This is a genomic window from Planktotalea sp. (assembly GCF_039984035.1).
Taxonomy (GTDB): domain Bacteria; phylum Pseudomonadota; class Alphaproteobacteria; order Rhodobacterales; family Rhodobacteraceae; genus Planktotalea.
On the sequence record NZ_JBDWVM010000432.1, the window covers coordinates 13,301 to 34,886 of the forward strand.

General features: G+C 53.9%; 19 protein-coding genes and 1 pseudogene. 8 read left to right on the forward strand and 12 right to left on the reverse strand.

Annotated features, from left to right (window positions below; translation table 11 throughout):
• Positions 1–2: 2 nt before the first annotated feature.
• The 10 genes from lpxA to frr form a co-directional block, all read right to left on the reverse strand.
• Complete coding sequence (lpxA, locus tag ABJQ89_RS19020) at positions 3–803, reverse strand: acyl-ACP--UDP-N-acetylglucosamine O-acyltransferase (protein WP_348497729.1); 801 nt, start codon at positions 801–803, stop codon at positions 3–5.
• Positions 800–1,258 carry a 3-hydroxyacyl-ACP dehydratase FabZ gene (fabZ, locus tag ABJQ89_RS19025; protein ID WP_348497730.1) on the reverse strand — a complete coding sequence of 153 codons (459 nt, stop codon included), beginning with the start codon at positions 1,256–1,258 and terminating at the stop codon, positions 800–802. Before fabZ ends, lpxA begins: the two co-directional genes overlap by 4 nt.
• Before the next feature lie 95 nt (positions 1,259–1,353).
• On the reverse strand, positions 1,354–2,007 hold the full coding sequence (locus ABJQ89_RS19030) for an OmpH family outer membrane protein (RefSeq protein ID WP_348497731.1): 654 nt from the start codon (positions 2,005–2,007) through the stop codon (positions 1,354–1,356).
• Positions 1,979–4,330, reverse strand: coding sequence for an outer membrane protein assembly factor BamA (bamA, locus tag ABJQ89_RS19035; RefSeq protein WP_348497732.1), 2,352 nt, complete (start codon positions 4,328–4,330; stop codon positions 1,979–1,981). Before bamA ends, ABJQ89_RS19030 begins: the two co-directional genes overlap by 29 nt.
• 116 nt (positions 4,331–4,446) lie before the next feature.
• Positions 4,447–4,596 carry a hypothetical protein gene (locus ABJQ89_RS19040; protein ID WP_348497733.1) on the reverse strand — a complete coding sequence of 50 codons (150 nt, stop codon included), beginning with the start codon at positions 4,594–4,596 and terminating at the stop codon, positions 4,447–4,449.
• 171 nt (positions 4,597–4,767) lie between these two features.
• Positions 4,768–6,102, reverse strand: coding sequence for an RIP metalloprotease RseP (rseP, locus tag ABJQ89_RS19045; protein ID WP_348497734.1), 1,335 nt, complete (start codon positions 6,100–6,102; stop codon positions 4,768–4,770).
• A 48-nt stretch (positions 6,103–6,150) separates the two neighbouring features.
• Positions 6,151–7,323, reverse strand: coding sequence for a 1-deoxy-D-xylulose-5-phosphate reductoisomerase (dxr, locus tag ABJQ89_RS19050; protein ID WP_348497735.1), 1,173 nt, complete (start codon positions 7,321–7,323; stop codon positions 6,151–6,153).
• A 9-nt stretch (positions 7,324–7,332) separates the two neighbouring features.
• Positions 7,333–8,151: a phosphatidate cytidylyltransferase gene (locus ABJQ89_RS19055; RefSeq protein WP_348497736.1), complete on the reverse strand. Its 819-nt coding sequence runs from the start codon at positions 8,149–8,151 to the stop codon at positions 7,333–7,335.
• Positions 8,148–8,900 carry an isoprenyl transferase gene (locus ABJQ89_RS19060; protein ID WP_348497737.1) on the reverse strand — a complete coding sequence of 251 codons (753 nt, stop codon included), beginning with the start codon at positions 8,898–8,900 and terminating at the stop codon, positions 8,148–8,150. Before ABJQ89_RS19060 ends, ABJQ89_RS19055 begins: the two co-directional genes overlap by 4 nt.
• A gap of 4 nt (positions 8,901–8,904) precedes the next feature.
• Positions 8,905–9,468: a ribosome recycling factor gene (gene frr, locus ABJQ89_RS19065; protein WP_348497738.1), complete on the reverse strand. Its 564-nt coding sequence runs from the start codon at positions 9,466–9,468 to the stop codon at positions 8,905–8,907.
• Positions 9,469–9,682: 214 nt separating this feature from the next.
• On the opposite strand from frr, the gene ABJQ89_RS19070 reads away from it, so the two are divergent.
• Positions 9,683–10,834 (forward strand): Hint domain-containing protein, encoded by a 1,152-nt coding sequence (locus ABJQ89_RS19070; protein WP_348497739.1) that lies wholly within the window; start codon positions 9,683–9,685, stop codon positions 10,832–10,834.
• On the opposite strand, the gene pyrH is transcribed toward ABJQ89_RS19070, so the two are convergent.
• The gene (gene pyrH, locus ABJQ89_RS19075) at positions 10,763–11,497 is read right to left on the reverse strand and encodes a UMP kinase (RefSeq protein WP_348497740.1); all 735 of its coding nucleotides are present in this window, start codon (positions 11,495–11,497) and stop codon (positions 10,763–10,765) included. The genes ABJQ89_RS19070 and pyrH overlap by 72 nt on opposite strands.
• 126 nt (positions 11,498–11,623) lie before the next feature.
• Here pyrH and miaA point away from each other — a divergent pair, with 126 nt between their 5' ends.
• The 6 genes from miaA (at position 11,624) to ABJQ89_RS19105 (ending at position 20,145) form a co-directional block, all read left to right on the forward strand.
• Entirely contained in the window at positions 11,624–12,508 is an 885-nt protein-coding gene (miaA, locus tag ABJQ89_RS19080) for a tRNA (adenosine(37)-N6)-dimethylallyltransferase MiaA (protein WP_348497741.1), read from the forward strand.
• 88 nt (positions 12,509–12,596) lie between these two features.
• Positions 12,597–13,421, forward strand: coding sequence for an AraC family transcriptional regulator (locus ABJQ89_RS19085; protein WP_348497742.1), 825 nt, complete (start codon positions 12,597–12,599; stop codon positions 13,419–13,421).
• A 263-nt stretch (positions 13,422–13,684) separates the two neighbouring features.
• A complete protein-coding gene (locus tag ABJQ89_RS19090; RefSeq protein ID WP_348497743.1) occupies positions 13,685–15,343 on the forward strand; it encodes an ABC transporter substrate-binding protein in 1,659 nt (552 codons plus the stop codon).
• A gap of 126 nt (positions 15,344–15,469) precedes the next feature.
• Positions 15,470–16,516 carry an ABC transporter permease gene (locus ABJQ89_RS19095; protein ID WP_348497744.1) on the forward strand — a complete coding sequence of 349 codons (1,047 nt, stop codon included), beginning with the start codon at positions 15,470–15,472 and terminating at the stop codon, positions 16,514–16,516.
• Positions 16,517–16,528: 12 nt separating this feature from the next.
• Positions 16,529–17,959, forward strand: a complete 1,431-nt coding sequence (locus ABJQ89_RS19100; RefSeq protein ID WP_348497745.1) for an ABC transporter permease — start codon at positions 16,529–16,531, stop codon at positions 17,957–17,959.
• A 101-nt stretch (positions 17,960–18,060) separates the two neighbouring features.
• On the forward strand, positions 18,061–20,145 hold the full coding sequence (locus tag ABJQ89_RS19105; RefSeq protein WP_348497746.1) for an ABC transporter ATP-binding protein: 2,085 nt from the start codon (positions 18,061–18,063) through the stop codon (positions 20,143–20,145).
• A gap of 57 nt (positions 20,146–20,202) precedes the next feature.
• Here the strand turns inward: ABJQ89_RS19105 and ABJQ89_RS19110 are convergent, their stop codons facing one another.
• Positions 20,203–21,195, reverse strand: coding sequence for an AraC family transcriptional regulator (locus ABJQ89_RS19110; RefSeq protein ID WP_348497747.1), 993 nt, complete (start codon positions 21,193–21,195; stop codon positions 20,203–20,205).
• Between the two features lie 123 nt (positions 21,196–21,318).
• On the opposite strand from ABJQ89_RS19110, the pseudogene ABJQ89_RS19115 reads away from it, so the two are divergent.
• Positions 21,319–21,586: pseudogene (locus ABJQ89_RS19115) on the forward strand (hypothetical protein); the annotation flags it as partial.

Consider the following 21,586-nt stretch of genomic DNA (forward strand, 5'->3'; position numbering starts at 1 on the left):
GCTTAACCGCCCGGCGTCAGGAAAGAACGGTCTGTCGATCCGCTCACGAATTCAACGATACGGTGCACATATTCGCTGTCCGTATCTTCACCCATGCGTTTCACACGATCTTGGAACGTGCCCTCGCCCTGCGCCATCATTTGGAACGCTGCACGCAGCGCCATGATATCAGAGCGATCCACACCGCGACGCTTAAGCCCCACGAGGTTCAACCCGTCGAGTTGCCCACGCGGCGCCTGTACGAGGCCATAAGGAATTACATCATTAGTCACCATCGTAACCGCGCCAATGATCGCGCCTTTACCGATGCGTACGAACTGATGGATACCGGCAAGACCACCGATAATGACGTCATCTTCGATGATGCAATGCCCTGCAACCGCTGCGCTATTCACCACGATGACATTGTTCGCGATTATCACATCATGGGCCACATGGCAGCCCGCCATAAGCAGGCAATCATCGCCAATCTTGGTCAGGCTTCCGCCGCCTTCCGTGCCTGTATTGACCGTCACATGCTCGCGGATGCGATTGCGCGCGCCGATCTCAAGGCGGGTGATTTCACCGCCGAATTTCTTGTCCTGCGGGATCTCTCCAACCACAGCGAAGGAAAAAACAGTGTTTTCCTCGCCCATAACGGTTTTGCCTTTGACAATCGCATGGCTCATCAATGTACAGCGCGGACCCATTTGAACGTCTGCACCGACATAGCAAAATGGGCCGATTGAGCAGCCCTCACCGATGCTTGCACCGTCCTCAATCACCGCACTGGGATGGATGTCCGCGCTTGGGTGAATGCTCATGCAGGCAGGTCCATCATCGCTGTGAATTCCGCTTCCGCAGCCATTTCGCCCTCAACGGTCGCAACACCAGAGAACTTCCAGACTTTGCCGCCCGGTTTGCCGCGCACTGTGGTCAGGTTCATCTTCAAAACATCGCCCGGACCGACCTTGCGGCGGAACTTACATTTATCGATGGCCATGAAGTAAACCTTCATTTCCTTGTCAGCCATATCAAGCGCCGTGCCAACCATCACAGCTGCCGTCTGCGCCATAGCTTCGACAATCGTAACGCCCGGCATGATCGGCAACCCAGGGAAATGCCCTTGGAAATGCGGCTCGTTCATGGTGACGTTTTTGATGCCAACGGCTGTTTGCGTACCATCAATGTCCTCGACCTTATCGACCAACAAAAACGGGTAACGGTGTGGCAAGATACGTTGGATCAGCTGGATATCGGCGCTCAAAAGCTCGGTCATCGGTCACCCTTTAGGCAATTTTCATTATGTTTCATTGGTCCTAGCAAGCAGGTCCAAGCGGGGCAAGCCACTTGCGGTTGTTTACGCGTGATTTGCTATTGCTGGGGTTCTTCTGCGTCACCCTCGACCTGAGGGAGCAATTCGCTCAACGCATCGCCATCTTCGAGACCTTGATCGATGCGAATGATCGCTTCTGTCGTAATGTCTGAAACATCCGCACTGAGAAAAACAGCACGGCGATCAAGAATAACACTCGCTCCGTTTTCGATCATCATCTCTTCCAAGATCGGTGCGATCGCTTGTAAAAAGCCACGCTGGGCTTGCTCTGAAAGCGACGCAATCGCTCGCGCTTTCACGTCCTGCTCGTTACGAGCCATCATAACGCGTTGATCAAATTCATCGGCAAGCGCGCGAAATTCCACGGCATCCATCGTCTCGCGCAAACCCGTCAATTCGCTCTCTTCGTCTGCCAACTCTTTTTCGATGCGGCGGTTTTCACCTGCGTGCTGCGCAACGCGCGCTTCGATATCTTTCGATAAACGCTGGCCAAACCGCGTGTTGGCAAAGAGCAAATCAGGTTCAATCGTCAAAACAGGAATATCGGGCAGCGAAAACCCAGACGATTGCGCCGACGCCTGCCCCACAAAACTGATGGGAGCCGTGAATGCGACACAGAGTGTAAGTCCTAGCGCGCGGAATGCGCGCGCCAGACGTGGTTCTTTAGAATTCTGTCGAGATGGAGAGGTCAAATGTCTGTTCCTCATCGCCAACTTGCTTGGACAGCGCTTTAGAGAAGTTAAATCGCAGCGGCCCAACAGGCGTGTCCCAGAAGATCGATGCACCGATCACCTGACGTGCAGCAAAGCCTTCGTTGATGACATTCGCATTCGTTGAATCAAGCGACCAGAGCGATCCGATATCGTAGAACAGACCACCAGCGATGCCATATTCTTCTGGCAAGCCGAGGGGGAATTCCGCTTCAAATCGCGCGACTGCGAACATGTTACCGCCAAGCGCGTCATTGATGGTTGTGCCGCTCACTTCGCGTGGGCCAATGCCGTCAGCTGCAAAGCCGCGCATCACGCTGGAGCCAAGGAAGAAGCGATCTGTAGAGCGGCTCGATCCTTGGATATAGTTCAACATGCCACCTTCAAGGCTGGCGCGTAGCGTGACTTCCTCATTTAAAATCTTGGTCTGGGCAATCGCCTTCGCCGTGGTTTTAATATACTGGTTGTCGCCACCTAAGCCACTGAAATCTTGACCGAATTCAAGCAAAACACCCGCGTTAGGGTTCAGACCCGTTCGGCGTGTATCGTAGCTGTAGGTATAGCCCAGAGCACTGGACCATTCCTGCCCGCGCGCGGCCTCTGCAGTGACCAATGCACCAGCAGTACTGGTCAAATCCGTCATCTCAGAGAAACCGAGTGTATAGCGCAGTTGGACGCGGCCATTTTCAGACACAGGGAATTCAAACGACGGGCGGAACGTGCCCAGCGTCGTATCATAAGATGCGTTCGCGTTGTCGGTTTCGACAAACGACAGGTTCAGACCAAAGCGCAGATCTCGGCCCAAGAAGGCAGGTTCCGCAAACCCAAGCGTGTATTCGCGGTTATCGGTGCCTGTGGTGATCGCAAAGTTCAACTGTTGACCACGGCCAAGGAAGTTTTGCTCGCGATAGCTGATCACGGCGCCGGGGCCATTTGTCGTGGAGTACGTCCCGCCAAAGGTCAAAGAGCCTGTTGTGGTTTCTTCCAAATCAACGTCAACGACGACCTGGTCCGGCGCTGATCCTTCACGCGCCTGAACGTCCGCATCGGCAAAATAGGCCAGTGCACGAATACGCTCTGCGCTTTCGCGAATTTCGCGTGGATTGAAAGGGTCGCCTTCAACGATCTTGAACTGGTTGCGCACAACACGGTCAAGCGTCGTTGCGTTGCCTTCAATGTCGATACGCTCAACAAAGATACGTGGGCCACGTGTAAGGGCGAATTCGACGTCCAGCGTCAAATCACGATCATTGCGCGTGATGCGCGGCTCGACCCGAACAAAGTTCAAGCCCTTCTTGATCGCCAAACGTTCGAGACGGGCGATGGAGTTTTCTACCAAAGACGGTGAATAGACGACGCCAGGGCGAATTTTCAGCGCGGCTTGGAACTCTAGCTCATCCGCTTCCGCGATTTCGGACACAGTCGTAATCGCACCGAATTTGAACTGCTGTCCCTCTTCCACGTTGAACGTCAGGAAGTAGCCATCGCGTTCACGCGCGAGTTCTGCGTTCACACCAGTCGTGCGGAAATCAACATAACCGCGGCTGAAGTAGAAATCGCTCAGGACTTGTTTATCAAATTCAATACGATCTGGAACGAACGTATCTTTCTTGACGAAGGCGCGCAAAAGGCCCGCTTGCTTGGTTTCAAGCACGCGGCGCAGACGGCCATCGGAATAGACTTTGTTGCCAACGAAACCGACGCGTTCGATTTCGGTCAGACCACCTTCGAAGATTTCAAACACCAGATCGACGCGATTGTCAGAACGGCGAATAATACGCGGGTTCACGGTCGCGGTCACACGGCCTTGGACAGAATATGCTTCAGCAATCTGGGATGCGTCCCGCTCAGCCGTTGTCGGGTTGAACACGCGGCGTGCTTGGCTTTGAACCACAGCTTCGAGCGCGTCATCCTTGATACGGCGGTTGCCTTCAAAGTTGATCCGGTTGATCGTTGGGAATTCCGTGACCTTGATCACCAAGCGATTGCCGCGCGGTTCAATTTCAACGGTTTCGAACAAGCCACTGCCCAAAATACGCTGATATGCACTGTTCAGGTCCGCGCCAGAGACGCTCGCACCGCGAGCGATTCCTGCGTAGGACAGGATTGTCGAAGGCTCGATCCGTTGATTGCCTTCAATCGTAACAGCATTAAAGCGGAATTGTTGGGCTTGCGCGGCGCTTGGCAGAGCGACGTAACCCACTGTAAAGGCTACCGCAATTGCGGCCGCACTTGATTTTAGAACACCTGATCGTAAAAAGCGCCCCGCGTGACGTTTACCGCCACTCGCATTATTATTGGTCATTGCAGCTATCCAACAGACATCTCAGTTAACGTCTGAGTAGCCCGATTGGGCGATGTTGTCAAAAGCGGATAGGCTGTTTTTTGCAGATAGCCGAGCGGACCCGACGTTAGAAGTTTCTACAAGATGAAGGGGTTGGCAAATGTTGCTGACGCTACATAGGCGGAAAGCCCAAGGCACAAAGCAAGCATGCCGAAATAGAGGAAACGGTCCCAATTCAATTCAATCAGAAAGCCCAAGGCACGTGTGCCTGCTTGGATATGTTGCATTGTATCGCTCGTTTTAGGCGCAATTGCGCGTGGTAAATCTCTATTGAGGACGTGCTTACCAAGCAATTAAGGCAAAATATTGACACAATGAGACATGTTTCGTTTACGTAACGGCCCCTGCCAACTTTGGCTAAACGTTAGGATCATGACCCTTACGCTTAGACTGTTACCTTATGGGCAGAAGATGTCATTGCCGAGCGAGAAGACCATCAAGCTAAGGATCAAAACCAAACCAACTGTCATGAACATACCGTAAGCTTTTTCGCTTGGTGGTTTACCCACAACCGCCTCATAGGCGAAGAACACCAGATGCCCACCGTCCAGTACAGGCACAGGGAACAAGTTGAGCAACCCAACAGCCGTGGACAGCAAAGCGATAAAGAAGATGAAGTCCATCGCGCCTTGGCTCGCCATTTCACCAGAGGTTTGAGCGATGCCAATCGGGCCAGACAAATTGCAAGAGCTGATCGCGCCGGTCACCATATGATACATGCCTGAAAGCGAGCTTTCGATGATACGGCGGGTTTGGGACACGCCATTTCCAAAAGCGTCCACAAAGCTCGTCGCTTCGGTCGCTGGCTCAAAGAAAAGACCGCCAGCAACGCCGATCCGCCATTGCGTGACAAAGCTGTTGTCCGCTTGCGGCTCATCCACGCGTTTCGGGGCCAGCGTCACTTGGCGAACTTCGCCTTCATTCCACAGATCAAGCACCATAGGCGCGCCATCGCCGCCTTCTACTGTGGCTTTGAGTTGGCCGAATGCAAATACAGGCGTGCCGTCAATCGCTGTGATGACGTCCCCTGCCCGCAGCCCTGCAGACACGGCTGCAGATTGCGGTGCAACCTGAGTGATCAATGCAGGAAATGGATAAGGGCCAAGCACATCGATTTCTGCGTGCTTGCGGCTTACCGTGTAAGTAACTTGCGCGGTCTTTTCCAACTGCTCTTCAAGTGCGCCAAAGCCGCCTTCGCTTGGAATATCAATGCCATTGATGGCAATGAACTCATCGCCAACCTGCAATTCTTGCACCGCAGGCATGGCGCGCAGGCTGCCGACAGATAGCGGATCTTTGGCCACGCCTTGATTAAGGAAGATCGCGGTAAATACGATGATGGACAGCGCAAAGTTAAAGATAGGCCCCGCCGCAACCGTCGCTGCGCGCGCCCAAAGCGGTGCACCAGGCATGGTGCGGCGTAGCTCCTGCGCGCTCATTTCGCGAACAGCTTCGCCATCGGGGGCGCTGGCTGCGTTGGCATCGCCCAGAAACTTCACATAGCCGCCAAACGGCAGCGCCGCCAGTTGCCAGACCGTGCCACGTTTATCCACGCGGCTGTAAATCACCGGACCAAAACCAAGCGAAAAGACCTCAGCATGGATGCCTGACCAACGACCCACAATGTAATGACCGTATTCATGGATCGAAATGATCACAGACAACGCGAAAACAAAGGCGATAAGCGTCCAGATCAAGCTGCCAAATTGCGGCAATAGCCCCAGAATATCCATGTGTGTCGTCCTTGTTCCTGCATGCCGCCTGTTCCGGTGGCTTATTAATCAGACTTCTAGTGCTGCGATAACATCGTCGGCCGTCTTACGTGCCAGATGGTCCATTGTGAGCACGCTATCAAGGGTCATTTCGGCATTTGTATGACTAGACTGCGTAGAAAGGCGGGTCAGTACCTCTTCCACCACCTCGCCCATCTGCATAAAGCCGATGTGCTCTGCGATGAAATGATCCAAGGCGCGTTCCTTGGCGGCGTTGAACACAGCGCCCGTCAAACCACCCGCTGCCATCACCTCGCGCGCAAGGCGCAGTGCAGGCCAGCGCGTCTCATCAGGATCGCGGAAGGTGAGCTGTGACAGCGCTGCGAGATCAAGGCGCTCAACGGGCAGCTTGCGCCGCTCGGGCCAATGCAGCGCGAAGCCAATAGCATGGCGCATATCAGGCGGGCCCACATGTGCCATCAAGGCCCCATCGTTAAACCCGACAAGCGCATGGATCATGGATTGCGGATGCACCAAAACTTCGATGATATCGGGATCAACCTCGAAAAACTCTCGCGTTTCAATGACTTCCAGCGCCTTATTGAACATCGAAGCGCTGTCGATCGTAATGCGCTGCCCCATATCCCAGTTGGGATGGGTCGCCGCTTGGGCCGGCGTAGCGCTTGCCAGCTTTTCCATGGGCCAGTCACGAAACGCACCGCCAGAGGCTGTGATGATGATCCGCTCAACAGCGTCAATATCTTCGCCAATCAACCCCTGAAACACAGCCGAATGTTCGCTGTCGACAGGCAGAACCCGGCCACCGTGCTTTTTCGCTGTCTCCTTGACTAATGCGCCGGCGCAGACCATCGACTCTTTGTTGGCCAAAGCTAGAGATGCGCCCTGCTCTAATGCGCTCAAACCCGGTGCGAGGCCTGCGGCGCCTATGATGGCTGACATGACCCAATCGCTTGGGCGGCTTGCCGCCTCATTGATTGCACTCGGACCAGCAGCTGCTTCGACGCCTGATCCTTCGAGGGCCGCGCGCAGGTCGGGCAGCAGGTCAGGATCGGCGGTTACAGCCACGTCTGCGTTCAAATCGCGGGCATCTTTGGCGAGCTGGGCGATGTTGCGCGCGCCTGTCAGCGCGACAACGTCATACTCACCGGGGGCACGTTTGATCAGATCAATGGTGTTTTGCCCGATGGAGCCCGTGGCCCCAAGGATGGAAACGCGCCGCATGTCTGTGCTCTACCCGAAAACGATGATTGGAAATGGCAGGATAAGGCCGACAACGCTCAGCAAAAGCGCCGCCCCTAACATACCATCAAAGCGATCCAGCAGACCGCCATGTCCAGGGATGAGGTTGGAGCTGTCTTTGACGCCCACATGGCGCTTTATCGCGCTCTCTGCGATGTCGCCAAGCTGCGATGCCAAAGCTGCCAGAACGGAAACGATGACCAGCATCGAACCGCCCCCGAGCGTGCCCATAAACGCAACGCCAACAAGCGCCGCGCCGATCCATCCAGCAACAGTCCCAGACCATGTTTTCTTGGGACTAACACGTGGCCAAAATTTCGGACCGCCAATGATACGCCCCGCAAAATAGCCAGCAACGTCGGTGACGATCACCACCAACAACACCCAAGCCATCCAATTGAACCCAAAGTTAATGCGCAACGCGATCATGCTAAATCCCGCAAGCAAAATGGCTGCCGTATAGATCATAAACAATCTGCGTGCGGCTTTGGGTCGGTTCTCAGATTTGAAGAACGAATAGCCCACGAAACTAGGCGCAAGAAGCAGTGGAAGGAGCGTCGTTGGATAAGGCGAATAGCTCGCCGCGCACAATGCGCCGCCGCTGATCAAAGCCAGTGGTATCGCTTTGTCCGCGTCATCGCCGCCCAACATGCGGACCAATTCCCAGACCATCAAACCGCTCGCGATTGCAATGAGCGCAACCATCCAAAACCCACCGAGCCAGATGGCCCCGACGCCGACGATCAAAAGTGCAATCGCGCTGATCACGCGTGGCAGCAGATCGCCCCATTTAGCGTTTGCATCGCTCATGTAGCAACTGCGCCAAAGCGGCGGTCGCGCGTGCCGTATTTCGCGGTCAAACGCGCGAATTCTTCTCTGGTGAAATCTGGCCAGAGCGTATCGATAAACTCGTATTCCGCATAGGCGGATTGCCACAGCAAGAAGTTTGAAATACGCGCTTCGCCGCTCGTGCGAATGACAAGGTCCGGATCAGGCAAAACGCAAGTATCTAAGTACCTTGGAAGCGTTTCTTCATCCACCGTCTCAGGATCGAGTTTGCCAGTAGCAACATCCTGAGCAAGACGTTTGGTTGCGCGCGCAACCTCATCCCGACCACCGTAGTTCAACGCAATCGTCAGATGAACACGATCATTATGCGCGGTCATCGTTTCGAGATTGTCCATCAACTCAACCAATTTGGAGTTAAGCCGAACGCGATCCCCGATAAAACGCACACGCACACCTTCGTCGGACAGCGCTTTGGCCTCTTTGGTGATGTAGCGTTGGAACAACTTCATCAAACCGGAGACTTCGACCTGCGTGCGCTTCCAGTTCTCTGTAGAAAAGGCAAAAATCGTAAGGTATTTCACCCCACTATCGGGGCACGCCTCGACGATTTCACGCACACGTTTTGCACCAGCATGGTGCCCAAACAAACGCGGCCGCCCGCGCATTTGCGCCCAGCGACCGTTGCCGTCCATAATGATTGCCACATGACGCGGGCCATTTGTCGTATCCGCTGTTTCCAGCGGTTCTGCTGCGTCTGTGGCCAAGCTCATTCTCTTAGACCTGCATAATTTCAGCTTGTTTCGTTTCTAAAGCAGCATCAATCGCCTTGATAGCTTTGTCCGTGATCTCCTGAACTTCAGCTTCCCAGAATTTCTGATCATCCTCGGAAAGGCCGTCGTTTTTCGCCTTCTTGATCTGATCCATACCGTCGCGGCGCACGTTGCGTGACGACACACGCGCGCTTTCGGCATATTGCGCGGCAACTTTGGTCAGCTCTTTACGGCGTTCTTCGTTCAATTCAGGGATCGGCAACATGATAATCGTGCCGTTCAGCTGTGGGTTGATGCCGAGGCCACTCTCACGAATGGCTTTTTCGACCTTGCCAACCAATCCCTTGTCCCAAACATTGATCGTAACCATGCGCGGCTCTGGCACGTTTACTGTACCAACCTGATTAACAGGCGTCATGCTGCCGTAGGCATCAACCATCACAGGTTCCAGGATAGAGCCAGACGCGCGACCCGTTCGCAGACTTCCGAATTCAGTCTTAAGACTGCTCATCGCCCCATCCATACGACGTTGAAGATCGTCAGTATCCAGCATGAAATCGTCCGACATAGTCTGCTCACCTTTTTGCTCTCATTGGCGTTCTGTGCCTTATAGACCAGCCGCTTGATCATTCGCAATGGGCTTGAACGGAACGGTGCCTGCGCTTGGCAGGGACAATTTGAAGAATATTGCCCGTAAGTCGCCCAAAACGCTTAGCACTTCATAAACCCCGATACCGCAGTTTCACGCCCAATAGGCGAACAAGAAGCAGAAAGTACGGGCAATGGCGACGACGACGGTCAATATGTTCTATCTCGGGAACTTTGACGACATTGATACAGACGAAAGCGACGCAGATACGGAAAGTGGCGCCGAACTACTGGGGTCTTACGGACAGCCACAGGTTTTTAGTCTGACCGAAAACGATGCCAACAACAGCGGCACGATTTCCGACGATGAATTTAACTCCGGCGGCGATTCGATGAGCTATGACGTCGGAAACGGCGCAACAACCGTAGAGCTGGATAGCACGAGCCACTACAAAGCGCTTTTGACGCTCGGAGATGGATCACAAATCACCGTGAGTGTTGGTGTTCTTCAGATGGAAAATGGCGATGTTTTCATTCGGGATGTCGGCAATCAGCTTGATAATCACAACATTCAAGATTTCGAACTGACGCAGCTCGTCAACAGCCGGTATTCGGGGCAATATACTGGTAATTCTATTGAAAACACCAAAGCTGTCTGTTTTGCGCAGGGTACATTGATCGAAACGGATCAAGGACCTTGCAACGTAGAACGTTTGCAGATCGGCAATCGTGTTTTGACCGCAGACAAAGGATATCAGCCCATTCGCTGGATTGGTTGCGGCGTTCTGAAACAGCCGGGCAAACATGCCCCTGTGATCATTTCCGCCAACGCCTTGGGTGCGGGATTTCCCAGCCGCGAACTGCGCCTCTCACCTCAGCACCGCGTCCTTATTTCGTCAGCGATTGTCAGTCGAATGTTTGGCGTGCGCGAAGCTCTAGTTCCTGCCTTGCGCTTGCTTGAACTGGATGAGGTAAACCAAGCCGATCACACCAAAGCCGTGCGGTACTGGCACATTCTAACGGATGAGCATCAATTGGTCTGCGCCAACGGGGCTTGGGCTGAAACACTATTCCCAGGACCGGAAGCGTTGAAAGTGCTCACGCCCGAAGCTGTTGAAGAACTAAAGGAAATTTTGCCTGAGGTGCTGGATCACGCGCCCATGCGCAAAGTGCGCTACGTCCCGCACGCCAAGAAACAAAAGAGGCTAATTTTGCGCCACCTTCGTAACGCAAAACCTCTGTTCGACATGCAATTAGAGAGTAATTCCAGCGCGTTACCCTTGAACGCGCGTATATGTTCCCTCACCCGCGAGGATACCTTTGAAACCGCCCGGTTCGTCGAGTGAAAAGACGATAATCGGCAGGTTATTGTCACGAGCCAGCGCAATCGCGGAAGCATCCATCACACCGAGATGCTGCTGTAGAACCTCATCGAAGGTTACTGTGTCATAACGTTTGGCATCTGCAAATTTCACCGGATCCTTGTCGTAAACACCATCAACCTTGGTACCTTTGAAGATCGCCTCACAGGCCATTTCGTTCGCGCGCAGCGTCGCCGCTGTATCCGTCGTGAAATAAGGGTTGCCTGTGCCCGCTGCAAAGATGCAAACGCGTTTCTTTTCAAGGTGACGCACAGCGCGGCGGCGAATGTAGGGTTCCGCGACCTCGTTCATCGTAATCGCTGAAATTACACGGGTATGAATGCCCAGACCTTCCAAGGAAGATTGCATCGCCAGCGCGTTCATTACCGTTGCGAGCATGCCCATATAGTCTGCTGTGGTGCGTTCCATCCCTTGGGCGGAGCCTTGCAATCCGCGGAAAATGTTACCGCCGCCAATCACCATGCAAATTTCAACGCCCATATCGTGAACCGTTTTCACTTCACGTGCGATGCGTTCGACCGTTGGCGGGTGCAATCCGAACCCTTGATCGCCCATCAACGCCTCCCCGGAAATCTTCAGCATGACGCGATTAAACGTCGTTCCGTCAGGAAGTGTGGCTTGGGTCATGTTGAACTCCGCAAAAGGTCAGGTAGGATCGCACTTAAAATGCCTAAATCTAAGGCATAGTTCAATCACTCTTGCGCGCTAATTGCAGATAATGCGAGGCACGCCAAGACCTTTTGGGGCAAGCTATTGGTAAATATTGATATTAGCGACCTTGATCCAGCGCGCCCTGTCCTGATTGCGGGGCCGACGGCCTCTGGGAAATCGGCCTTTGCGCTGGAAATCGCCGAGGCACAGGGCGGCGTGATCCTCAATGCTGACGCAAGTCAGGTGTTTGAGGGGTGGCGCGTTCTCACGGCGCGCCCCAGTATCGAGGATGAAGCACGCGCGCCGCACGCCCTTTATGGACATGTTCCATTTGAAGCACCCTATTCCGTCGGACAGTGGCTGCGCGATGTCACGCCCTTTCTTGCGAAAGACGCGCCGCGCCCGATTATCGTTGGCGGAACAGGTCTCTACTTTTCTGCGCTCACCGAAGGGCTTGCTGAAATTCCCGAAACGCCGAGCGATGTGCGCCGGCAAGCAGATGAATTGCGCACGGCTGGCAAAATCGATGAGATGATCGAAGCGCTTGATCCCGAAACCTTAGCCAAGATCGATCTGCAAAACCCCATGCGCGTTCAAAGGGCGTGGGAAGTCCAGCACACGACTGGGCGTGGTTTGGCCGATTGGCACGCACGCACACCGCCCCCTTTGCTGCCCCTGAATGACTGTGATGCTTTTGTCCTGACGGCTGATACCGATTGGCTGAACGCGCGCATCGCGCAGCGTTTTAACCTGATGATTAAAGACGGCGCTTTGGAAGAAGTAGAAAGCAACTTGGCCCGATTTGATCCAAATCTTCTTTCCTGCAAAGCCATTGGAGCGCCCGAACTCGACGCGCATTTGCGCGGTGAAACGACGCTAGATGCTGCTTGCGAGGCGGCGTGCATTGCGACTCGTCAATTTGCCAAGCGACAACGCACGTGGTTTCGTGCTCGGATGAAGAATTGGCGCAAAATCGACCTTCCCTGACTTGCGATAATACAACATTTCTTATGTATTTTTGGAACTATTTTCCAATTACCTTGGAAATGACTGACAATTCTTCACAAATACGCAAATGGATACAAACGATATCTCAGGCATCGACCCCAATTCGGTCATGACGATTGCGCAGCGCGCCAATGGTGCGCCTTGGCGTCTTGGACTTGCTCATGCGCGCAAAGAACATTTGCTAATTTGGGTCACGCGCGGTGCGGCGTTTTCGGTGGTTGAGGGACGCGCCTCTGCACTGAACAGTCACAACGCATTGTTTATCCCGGCAGGGACGCTGTTTTCATTTACTTGGGAAACCTCATGCTTTGGCCAAACGGTCGCCCTGCCCGTGAGCAATCGTTTGGATTGGCCTGATGATCCTTTGTTATTGCGTGTTCGCGAACCCAAGGCGCAACTGACGCTCACCCACTATATTGAAGCGATTCAAATTGAAGCAACTGAGGGCCAACCCCTCGCCCATATCGCCGCCAGCGCGCATGCCCAATTGATGATGGTCTGGGCCCATCGCCAGCAAAATCAGACTTTGAAAAATACTGCAGCGCGGCGTTTGATGCGCGCCTTTTCTGCGCTGGTGGTTCAATCGGAAAGCTCCGAACTTGCGGGTGCAAGTATGGCTGATTTTGCCTCTAAACTCGGGGTAACTGCGACCCACCTCACCCGCGTTTGCCGTGATGAGTGTGGAAAAACTGCCGCCGACATTCTGACACAACATTTGTTGCAACGCGCGCGCCGCATGCTTGAAGATGACGCGATGAAAGCCGTCGACATCGCAAGGATTTTGAACTTTTCAACTCCTGCATATTTTACCCGCTTCATCAAAACCCATACCGGCGAAACGCCCTCTGATTTGCGCAACGCAGCGAAAGAAAACCGACTGAATTCGCTTTAAATCGAAACAGAAAATCTCAGTTTTCCACAAAGCGCGCTCGACCCTACGTCAAGCGCTTTATCTGGTTGCACTTTGAGCCAATGTCGCTTTTGATCGAGCAAGGTGTCGTTTTCAGACATCACTTTGTCGAATGGATGAATTGACCTAGAGAAAATTCTGGTGCCGAATGTAGTAACTTGGGGAACTTTGGTTCGGCGATCCTTAAAGAACGCCACAACAAAACGCTCATGCAAAAAAAGATAATGTGTCACAGGGAGAACAAGATGACGCACAAGACAAAAATTAGCCAACGGGTCCACCCGGCAGCCACGATGTATGCTGACGAATTCAAAGCAGGTCTTATGGACCGCCGCGAATTCCTGACGCGCGCGTCTGCTTTGGGTGTTGCGACGGCAACGGCCTACACGATGGCTGGCCTAACGCAGCCGGTTCAAGCGGCGGGCCATGCGAAAGCCGGTGGCACATTGCGCATTCAGCAAGAAGTGCGCGCATTGAAAGATCCACGCACATATGACTGGTCTCAAATCGCGAACTTCTCACGTGGTTGGCTCGAGTATCTGATCCAGATCAACGCAGATGGTTCCTTTGAAGGTCGCCTTCTGGAAAGCTGGTCCGCGAATGATGATGCCACAGAGTACACATTGAACGTTCGCAAAGGCGTTAAGTGGAACAATGGCGACGATTTCACAGCGGAAGATGTTGCACGCAACATCATCGGTTGGTGTGACAAAGACATGGAAGGCAATTCCATGGCGGGTCGTATGAACTCTCTGATCGATCCTGAAACAAACAAAGCACGCGAAGGCGCGGTTATGGTTGTCGACAGCCACACCGTCAAACTGACGATGCCAGCGCCAGACATCACGATCATCCCAGGCATGGGCGATTACCCATCCGCGATCACACACTCTTCGCACAATGCGGATGACATGGTGGGCAACGCGGTTGGCACGGGCCCATACCTTCCAGAAAGCCTCGAAGTTGGCGTGAAAGCGGTTCTCGTGAAGAACACAGATCACGACTGGTGGGGCGAAGGCGCATACCTCGATCGCATCGAATATATCGATTATGGCACAGACCCATCTGCATTCGTTGCAGCGGCTGAGTCCGAAGAAATCGATATGACATACCGTATTGATGGCGACTTTGTTGAAGTCTTTGACACGCTTGACGGTTGGGTAAAATCTGAAACGCCAACGGCGAACACGATTGTTATCCGTCCAAACCAAGCTGCTGAAGTTGACGGCATGAAGCCATATGCAGACGTTCGCGTACGCCGTGCCTTGGCGATGGCTGTGGACAACGCGGTTTGCCTAGAGCTTGGCTTTGCCGGCAATGGTACAGTCGCTGAAAACCACCATGTTTCCCCGTTGCACCCAGAATATGCAGAACTGCCAGCCCTCAAAGTTGACGGCGCAGCAGCGAAGGCGCTGATGGATGAAGCAGGCATGGGCGATTATGAGCACGAGCTGTTCTCAATCGACGATGACTGGCGCAAGAACACAACCGATGCTGTTGCCGCGCAATTGCGTGACGCTGGCATCAATGTGAAGCGTACGATCCTTCCAGGCTCAACGTTCTGGAATGACTGGGCGAAGTACCCCTTCTCTTCCACAAACTGGAACCAGCGTCCTTTGGGTGTTCAGGTTCTGGCACTTGCATATCGCTCTGGCGAAGCATGGAACGAAGCTGGCTTTGCCAATGAAGAATTCGACACACTTCTGAAAGAAGCAATGTCCATCGCGGACGCAGATGCGCGCCGTGAAGTCATGGCGAAGATCCAGAAGATCATGCAGGACGAAGGCGTTATCATTCAGCCTTACTGGCAGTCGCTCTATCGTCACTACAAAGAGGGTATCGTTGGCGCAGAAATGCACCCATCGTTTGAAATCTACCCACACGCGCTCGGCTTCTCCGCCTAAGTGTCGTTCAAAAAATTTGGCCGTTCCTGTAAAAAGGAGCGGCCTTTTTTTAAGCGCAAAGAATTGCGTGCTAGCTAAATCAGACGGGTCGCCAATGATCCGCACAGCCTACCGACAGGGGCACACATGGGAATGTTCATACTACGACGCCTTGGGGTTATGATCCTCACGGCGCTCTGCCTGACTTTTATCGTCTTCTTCTTGACGAACCTTTATCCAAACCTTGAAAAACTTGCCAAAACCCAAGGCAACATGCGGATGACCGACGAACAGGTCGAAAGCTGGCTTGGGAACCGCGGTTATCTACAACCACTGCCCGTAAAATACGGCGAATGGTTAGGGGTTCTTCCGTCAAAGCAAATCGAGAATGCCGATGGCAAATTGGTTGGGCGTTGCCTTGATCCCGGGGTGGACCCTGCGGATGCGCCGCGGTTTTGTGGTGTTTTACAAGGCGATTGGGGATATTCCACCGTTTTCAAAGAACCTGTCGCGAAGATCGTGAGCATCAGGCTCGCCTTAACGGGCAAGCTGATGTTCTGGGTCATGATGCTTATGGTGCCTTCTGCGCTGATCCTTGGTGTTTTGGCTGGGATGCGCGAGGGATCACGCACGGATCGCACGCTGTCCACCGTTGCCATCACAACGACAGCCACGCCTGAATATGTCTCGGGGGTGATCTTGATCGCTGTCTTTGCCTCCTCCGCCGTTGGGTTAAAGTGGTTCAAAGGGACTGCAACCTCCGCCATGGAGAGCGCCAATTTCGAGAATTTCTTCTTACCCGTTCTGACCATTGCGCTCTACGGCATGGGCTATATCGCCCGTATGACCCGCGCATCGATGGCCGAAGTTATGACCGCGCAGTACATTCGGACCGCGCGTCTGAAAGGTGTGAGCTTTCCCAACATCGTCATGAAACACGCGCTGCGAAATGCGTTGATCGCCCCGTTCACAGTGATCATGTTGCAAATTCCATGGCTCTTGAATGGCGTCGTTATCGTTGAAACCTTGTTCAATTACAAAGGCTTCGGCTGGGTTCTTGTCCAAGCGGCTGGCAACAATGACATCGAACTTCTGCTTGGCGTGTCGGTTGTTTCCGTCATCGTCGTTCTCATCACGCAACTGATTTCTGACATCGGTTACGTCTATCTCAACCCACGCATCAGCGTCAGCTAAGGAGGGATCACCATGGAACCGCTTTCTTGGGCCGGAGCCCTCACTTTTCTGAACCTACCGTTCGTGTTTTTTGCCAGCTTATTGGTCGTCATCTTCGTTTTGTCCTTCGTTCTGAATGCGTTTGAAGGGGATGCATCGAATGCGAAAGTGTTCTGGAAGACTGGTGCAAGTTTGACAGAGCATAGCAACAAGGCACTCGCAGTCGCGGGTATCCTTTTGATCCTGATTGTGTTGGCGTACCTGATTTTAGGTGCCTTGCTTGGCACAGGCGCAGGAATCATTGGGGGCATCTCTCGCCAACTGATCCCCGTATGGATCGCCCTTGTTGTGTTGGCAACGGTGTCTTCGATCTACAAACGTAGGCTTGGCCTCTATGGCAAACTCTTTGACAGCGTTATCGGCACTATCGGGTTCCTCATTGTCATGTTTTGGGTCTTTGTCGCCATCTTCGGCGCTTTCGATCTGATCTTGACGCATGAACCCCTCAGCCAAGTGTCTGGCATGAAGAACAAAGTCCCCGGCACGCCGTTGCGCGGCGCTGAGGATGGCGATTACCTTTATTACTTGCTCGGCGGCGACAATCTCGCACGCGATGTGTTCAGCCGCATGATCAAGGGCGCAGGCATCGTGATCTTGATCGCGCCGCTGGCCACCTTGTTCTCTTACATGGTCGGCATCACGCTCGGCTTGCCGGCGGGATACTACGGCGGACGGTTTGACACGCTCCTGTCATTCTTCGCCAACCTGATCCTCGCCTTCCCTGTGATCTTGTTGTTCTACCTCTTGGTAACCCCAGAAATCGTGGAAACAGGTCTGCCGCAGTATATGGCGGTAGTTTTGTTCTTCTTCCCGCTGATCTTCTTCGCGGTCCTGATCAACACGCGTTTGAAACAACAGCCGGCGAAGAACCAAATGTGGCTCATCTGCGTTTTGGTGCCACTGGCGATCATCTACGCGATCACGATCAACGCACCGGATAGCAAGATCAACATTCTTGGGCCGCTTGATTTCTTCAACCCGGCCCCTGGTGTTCTGGTGGTCTTTGTTTCGGTTGTCTTTGTGAACTCACCTACGGTCTTTCGTATCGTGCGGGGTCTCACGCTCGACATCAAACAACGGGACTACGTGGCCGCAGCGCAAACGCGCGGTGAAGGGCCGTGGTACATCATGCTTTGGGAAATACTCCCCAACGCGCGTGGCCCGCTGATCGTCGATTTCTGCCTACGTATTGGCTACACGACGATCCTGCTTGGAACCCTTGGCTTCTTTGGCCTTGGCCTGCCACCAGAAAGCCCGGGCTGGGGCAGCACGATCAATGAGGGCCGTAAGCTCTTGTCGATCTACCTGCACCCTGCACTGCCACCAGCCTTCGCGCTTTTGTCACTGGTCTTGGGTTTGAACCTTTTGGCGGATGGCCTGCGCGAAGAAAGCTTGCGCGATTGATGGAGAGGGAGGACGGGGGGCCAGCCCCCTCGACCCCCGAAGTTTATTTGGAAAGATGAAGCAGGACCAACCTGCGCTTTCTCCGACAGGGAGACGAAGACATGGCAAAACTAGATTACGACGGGCCAATCCTTGAGATTGATAAGCTCTCGATTTCCTTCTTTACGCGTCTGCGTGAAATTCCGGCGGTGATGGACTTTTCGGTCACCGTGCAACCCGGCGAGGCTGTCGGCCTCGTCGGCGAGTCTGGCTGCGGCAAATCCACAGTGGCGCTTGGCGTCATGCAGGACTTGGGCAAGAATGGTCGCGTCGTTGGTGGATCGATCAAATTCAAGGGCCGCGATCTGGCAGAGATGAGCGACGAAGAGCTGCGCGACGTGCGCGGCAATGAAATCGCGATGATCTATCAAGAACCTATGGCCTCGCTCAACCCTGCGATGAAGATCGGCAAGCAGCTGATGGAAGTCCCGATGATCCACGAAGGGATTGGCGAGGCCGAAGCAAAAGAGCGCGCGCTGCAAGTGGTGAAGGACGTCAAACTCCCCGACCCTGCCCGCATCTTGAACAGCTATCCCCATCAGCTCTCTGGTGGTCAGCAGCAGCGGATCGTTATCGCGATGGCGCTGATGTCAAAGCCTGCGCTTTTGATCTTGGACGAACCAACGACGGCCCTTGACGTGACAGTTGAGGCCGCAATCGTTGAACTGGTGCGCGATCTTGGCAAGAAATACGGCACGTCGATGCTGTTTATCTCGCACAACCTCGGGCTCGTTTTGGAAACCTGTGACCGTATTTGCGTGATGTATTCAGGTGAGGCTGTCGAACGCGGTTCCATCAAAGAGGTGTTTGACGACATGCAGCACCCCTACACACAAGCCTTGTTCCGCTCGATCCCCCTGCCCGGGGCCGACAAAAACGCGCGCCCTTTGGTTGCTATTCCGGGGAACTTTCCGCTGCCGCATGAACGGCCAAATGGTTGTAACTTCGGGCCGCGGTGCGACTATTTCGAGGAGGGCCTCTGCGATCAGGGATTTATCCCGATGTATCCTGCTGATGAGCAAGGCCATCATGAAACGCGCTGTTTGAAATTCAAGGAAATCGATTGGGGCGCACCTTTGGAAGTTGGCGAGGTCAAAACGAAGGGCGAGATTGGCGATGTCATTCTGAAAATGGATGATCTTAAGAAGTATTACGAAGTCTCCGCAAATGCGCTGTTTGGCGGGGCTAACAAGAAGGTCGTCAAAGCCAACGAAACCCTCAGCTTTGAAGCGCGTGAAAGCGAAACGCTGGCGATTGTGGGTGAATCGGGCTGCGGGAAATCCACCTTTGCCAAGGTTTTGATGGGGCTGGAGACGGCTACAGATGGTCAAATCCTTCTGGACAATCAGAGCATCGGAAACACGCCCATCGAGGACCGCGACACCAAGACGGTCGCGGATGTGCAGATGGTGTTCCAGAACCCCTTTGATACGCTCAACCCATCCATGACCGTTGGTCGTCAGATCATTCGCGCGTTGGAAATCTTTAAGATCGGCGCGAATGAAGGCGAACGCCGCAATCGTATGTTGGAGCTGCTCGACCTCGTCAAACTGCCACGCGCCTTTGCGGAGCGCATGCCGCGTCAGCTCTCTGGTGGGCAAAAGCAACGTGTGGGGATCGCCCGCGCCTTTGCTGGTGGTGCGCGCATCGTTGTGGCGGATGAACCTGTGTCGGCGCTTGATGTATCCGTGCAGGCGGCTGTCACCGATTTGCTGATGGAAATCCAACGCGAAGAGAAGACGACGTTGCTCTTTATCAGTCACGATTTGTCGATTGTGCGCTACCTCAGTGATCGTGTTATGGTCATGTATCTTGGCCATGTGGTGGAACTGGGCACAACGGATCAGGTCTTCTCGCCGCCTTATCACCCGTATACGGAGGCGCTTTTGTCCGCCGTTCCTATCGCCGATACGAGCGTGGAGAAGAAACACATCGTTCTAGATGGCGATATTCCATCTGCGATGAATCCGCCGTCCGGATGTCCGTTCCAAACGCGCTGCCCTTGGAAAGCATCTGTTCCAAATGGTCTATGCGACAAGGAAGTTCCAAGCGTGCGCACCTTGCCAAATGGGCATCAGTTGAAGTGTCACCTGAGTGATGAAAAACTGGCCGAGATGGAACCTGTGATCAAGATCGCAGCGGAATAAATCGTTCGGCGATATAGTGAATAGACGGCCTGTGCATTCAATGCATGGGCCGTTTTTCTATCCGCGAAAGGCGCGCGGCGTCTGTCCTGTAATGCGCAGAAATTCGCGGTTAAAGTTTGATTTGGTGTTAAAGCCAGCGCTGAGCATCGCAGAGGTCACCGTTTCACCCGCCTCAAGCGCCGCGCAAGCCGCGCGAATGCGACGAGCGTTTATGTAGCGCGATACGTTTTCACCCGTGACCTTGTTGATCGCCGTTGAGAGCGTTTTCACAGGAAGCCCCAAGCGGCGCGCAAGGCGGCTCAGCGTGAGGTCGGGATCAAGGTGCAACTGCCCCTCTTCCATCAATGCATCCAGCCGCGCGATGATGGCCGCGTCTTCCTCGTTCGCTTGTGGCTTTGGATCTAGGTTCTCTTCGCCTTCACCAGCAGGGTCTGGAACATCGCTCAGATCGCGAGAGAGGCTGAGCGCGCCAACAAGTAGCAAAATACCGGAGGAGCCAAGAACAATGATCCAAGGTTGAATGTGGGCCATGCCAGAGATAATGGCCGCTATGATTGCCACATCGCAGAGGCCTGACAGGATCAAAGCCGCGCCAATCCATCGCCAAATGCGCCCTGAAGGATCGCCGCTTTCCAATCGTAAACACGGCAGTGCATCCGCCCCGCGCGACAGCAGCGTAAGGATCGCAGCACCATAGCCGAGATAAAGAAGCGGAATGAGAATATCGAGCGCATAGGGTTGGAAAATAACTGCCAAAACCGCAGCAATTGGCACGCATAGGTGTTTGATTTCATTTGAAGAAGGGTCAACGCCCACGCGGGTTAGGTTGATCCAAGCGAGCGGTGGAATGCAGGACGCAAAGATTGGCAAAGCCATGCGCAGGCCTTGGATGTCATAGTGCCAGACCAGCGCGATCAACGCCGATTGAAGCGCGCATAGTCCAATTAAGGCAGCCATTCCTGACACCCGCTTTTGCGCCGCAATCATCGACGCGCATAGAAAGCCGAGGATCAGGGCACCGATCATCGGAATAGGCAGGACAGGCAACATGATCATTCTCGCAAAAGGACTAAAACGCGTTTTAGGACGTTCTAAGACCGGTTTCAGGACGCAATATCAAGAGGATGCCCGCATCTAAAGCCCATCACAACATTGAAACGAACGGAACATACGATGAGCTTACCTTCCATACTGATACGCACCGCCGCCGCTGCTGGCCTGACTTGCGGTCTCGTTTTTGGCGGCGCATGGGCCCTTTCCACAGAAAACCGCCCGATCCCTGAGACACAGGTTGGGTTTCGCACCCTGCCCCTTGAGGTCGCACATCGCAGCAAAGCGCTTGATTTGCATATTTGGTATCCCACCGATGCAACCGCCCAAGCGGAATTGTTTGGGCAAAACGCGTTGTTTTACGGATTTCATGCGCAGCGTGATGCGCCCG

What these genes read in the sequence shown, in the direction of transcription:
- ABJQ89_RS19085 (WP_348497742.1), top strand. Translation starts at nt 12,597, where the DNA reads ATGGATACAAACGATATCTCAGGCATCGACCCCAATTCGGTCATGACG.
- fabZ (WP_348497730.1), bottom strand. Translation starts at nt 1,258, where the DNA reads ATGACCGAGCTTTTGAGCGCCGATATCCAGCTGATCCAACGTATCTTG.
- ABJQ89_RS19060 (WP_348497737.1), bottom strand. Translation starts at nt 8,900, where the DNA reads ATGAGCTTGGCCACAGACGCAGCAGAACCGCTGGAAACAGCGGATACG.
- rseP (WP_348497734.1), bottom strand. Translation starts at nt 6,102, where the DNA reads ATGGATATTCTGGGGCTATTGCCGCAATTTGGCAGCTTGATCTGGACG.
- ABJQ89_RS19110 (WP_348497747.1), bottom strand. Translation starts at nt 21,195, where the DNA reads ATGTTGCCTGTCCTGCCTATTCCGATGATCGGTGCCCTGATCCTCGGC.
- bamA (WP_348497732.1), bottom strand. Translation starts at nt 4,330, where the DNA reads ATGACCAATAATAATGCGAGTGGCGGTAAACGTCACGCGGGGCGCTTT.
- ABJQ89_RS19040 (WP_348497733.1), bottom strand. Translation starts at nt 4,596, where the DNA reads ATGCAACATATCCAAGCAGGCACACGTGCCTTGGGCTTTCTGATTGAA.
- ABJQ89_RS19100 (WP_348497745.1), top strand. Translation starts at nt 16,529, where the DNA reads ATGGAACCGCTTTCTTGGGCCGGAGCCCTCACTTTTCTGAACCTACCG.
- ABJQ89_RS19090 (WP_348497743.1), top strand. Translation starts at nt 13,685, where the DNA reads ATGACGCACAAGACAAAAATTAGCCAACGGGTCCACCCGGCAGCCACG.
- ABJQ89_RS19070 (WP_348497739.1), top strand. Translation starts at nt 9,683, where the DNA reads ATGGCGACGACGACGGTCAATATGTTCTATCTCGGGAACTTTGACGAC.
- dxr (WP_348497735.1), bottom strand. Translation starts at nt 7,323, where the DNA reads ATGCGGCGCGTTTCCATCCTTGGGGCCACGGGCTCCATCGGGCAAAAC.
- ABJQ89_RS19105 (WP_348497746.1), top strand. Translation starts at nt 18,061, where the DNA reads ATGGCAAAACTAGATTACGACGGGCCAATCCTTGAGATTGATAAGCTC.
- lpxA (WP_348497729.1), bottom strand. Translation starts at nt 803, where the DNA reads ATGAGCATTCACCCAAGCGCGGACATCCATCCCAGTGCGGTGATTGAG.
- frr (WP_348497738.1), bottom strand. Translation starts at nt 9,468, where the DNA reads ATGTCGGACGATTTCATGCTGGATACTGACGATCTTCAACGTCGTATG.
- ABJQ89_RS19095 (WP_348497744.1), top strand. Translation starts at nt 15,470, where the DNA reads ATGGGAATGTTCATACTACGACGCCTTGGGGTTATGATCCTCACGGCG.
- pyrH (WP_348497740.1), bottom strand. Translation starts at nt 11,497, where the DNA reads ATGACCCAAGCCACACTTCCTGACGGAACGACGTTTAATCGCGTCATG.
- ABJQ89_RS19055 (WP_348497736.1), bottom strand. Translation starts at nt 8,151, where the DNA reads ATGAGCGATGCAAACGCTAAATGGGGCGATCTGCTGCCACGCGTGATC.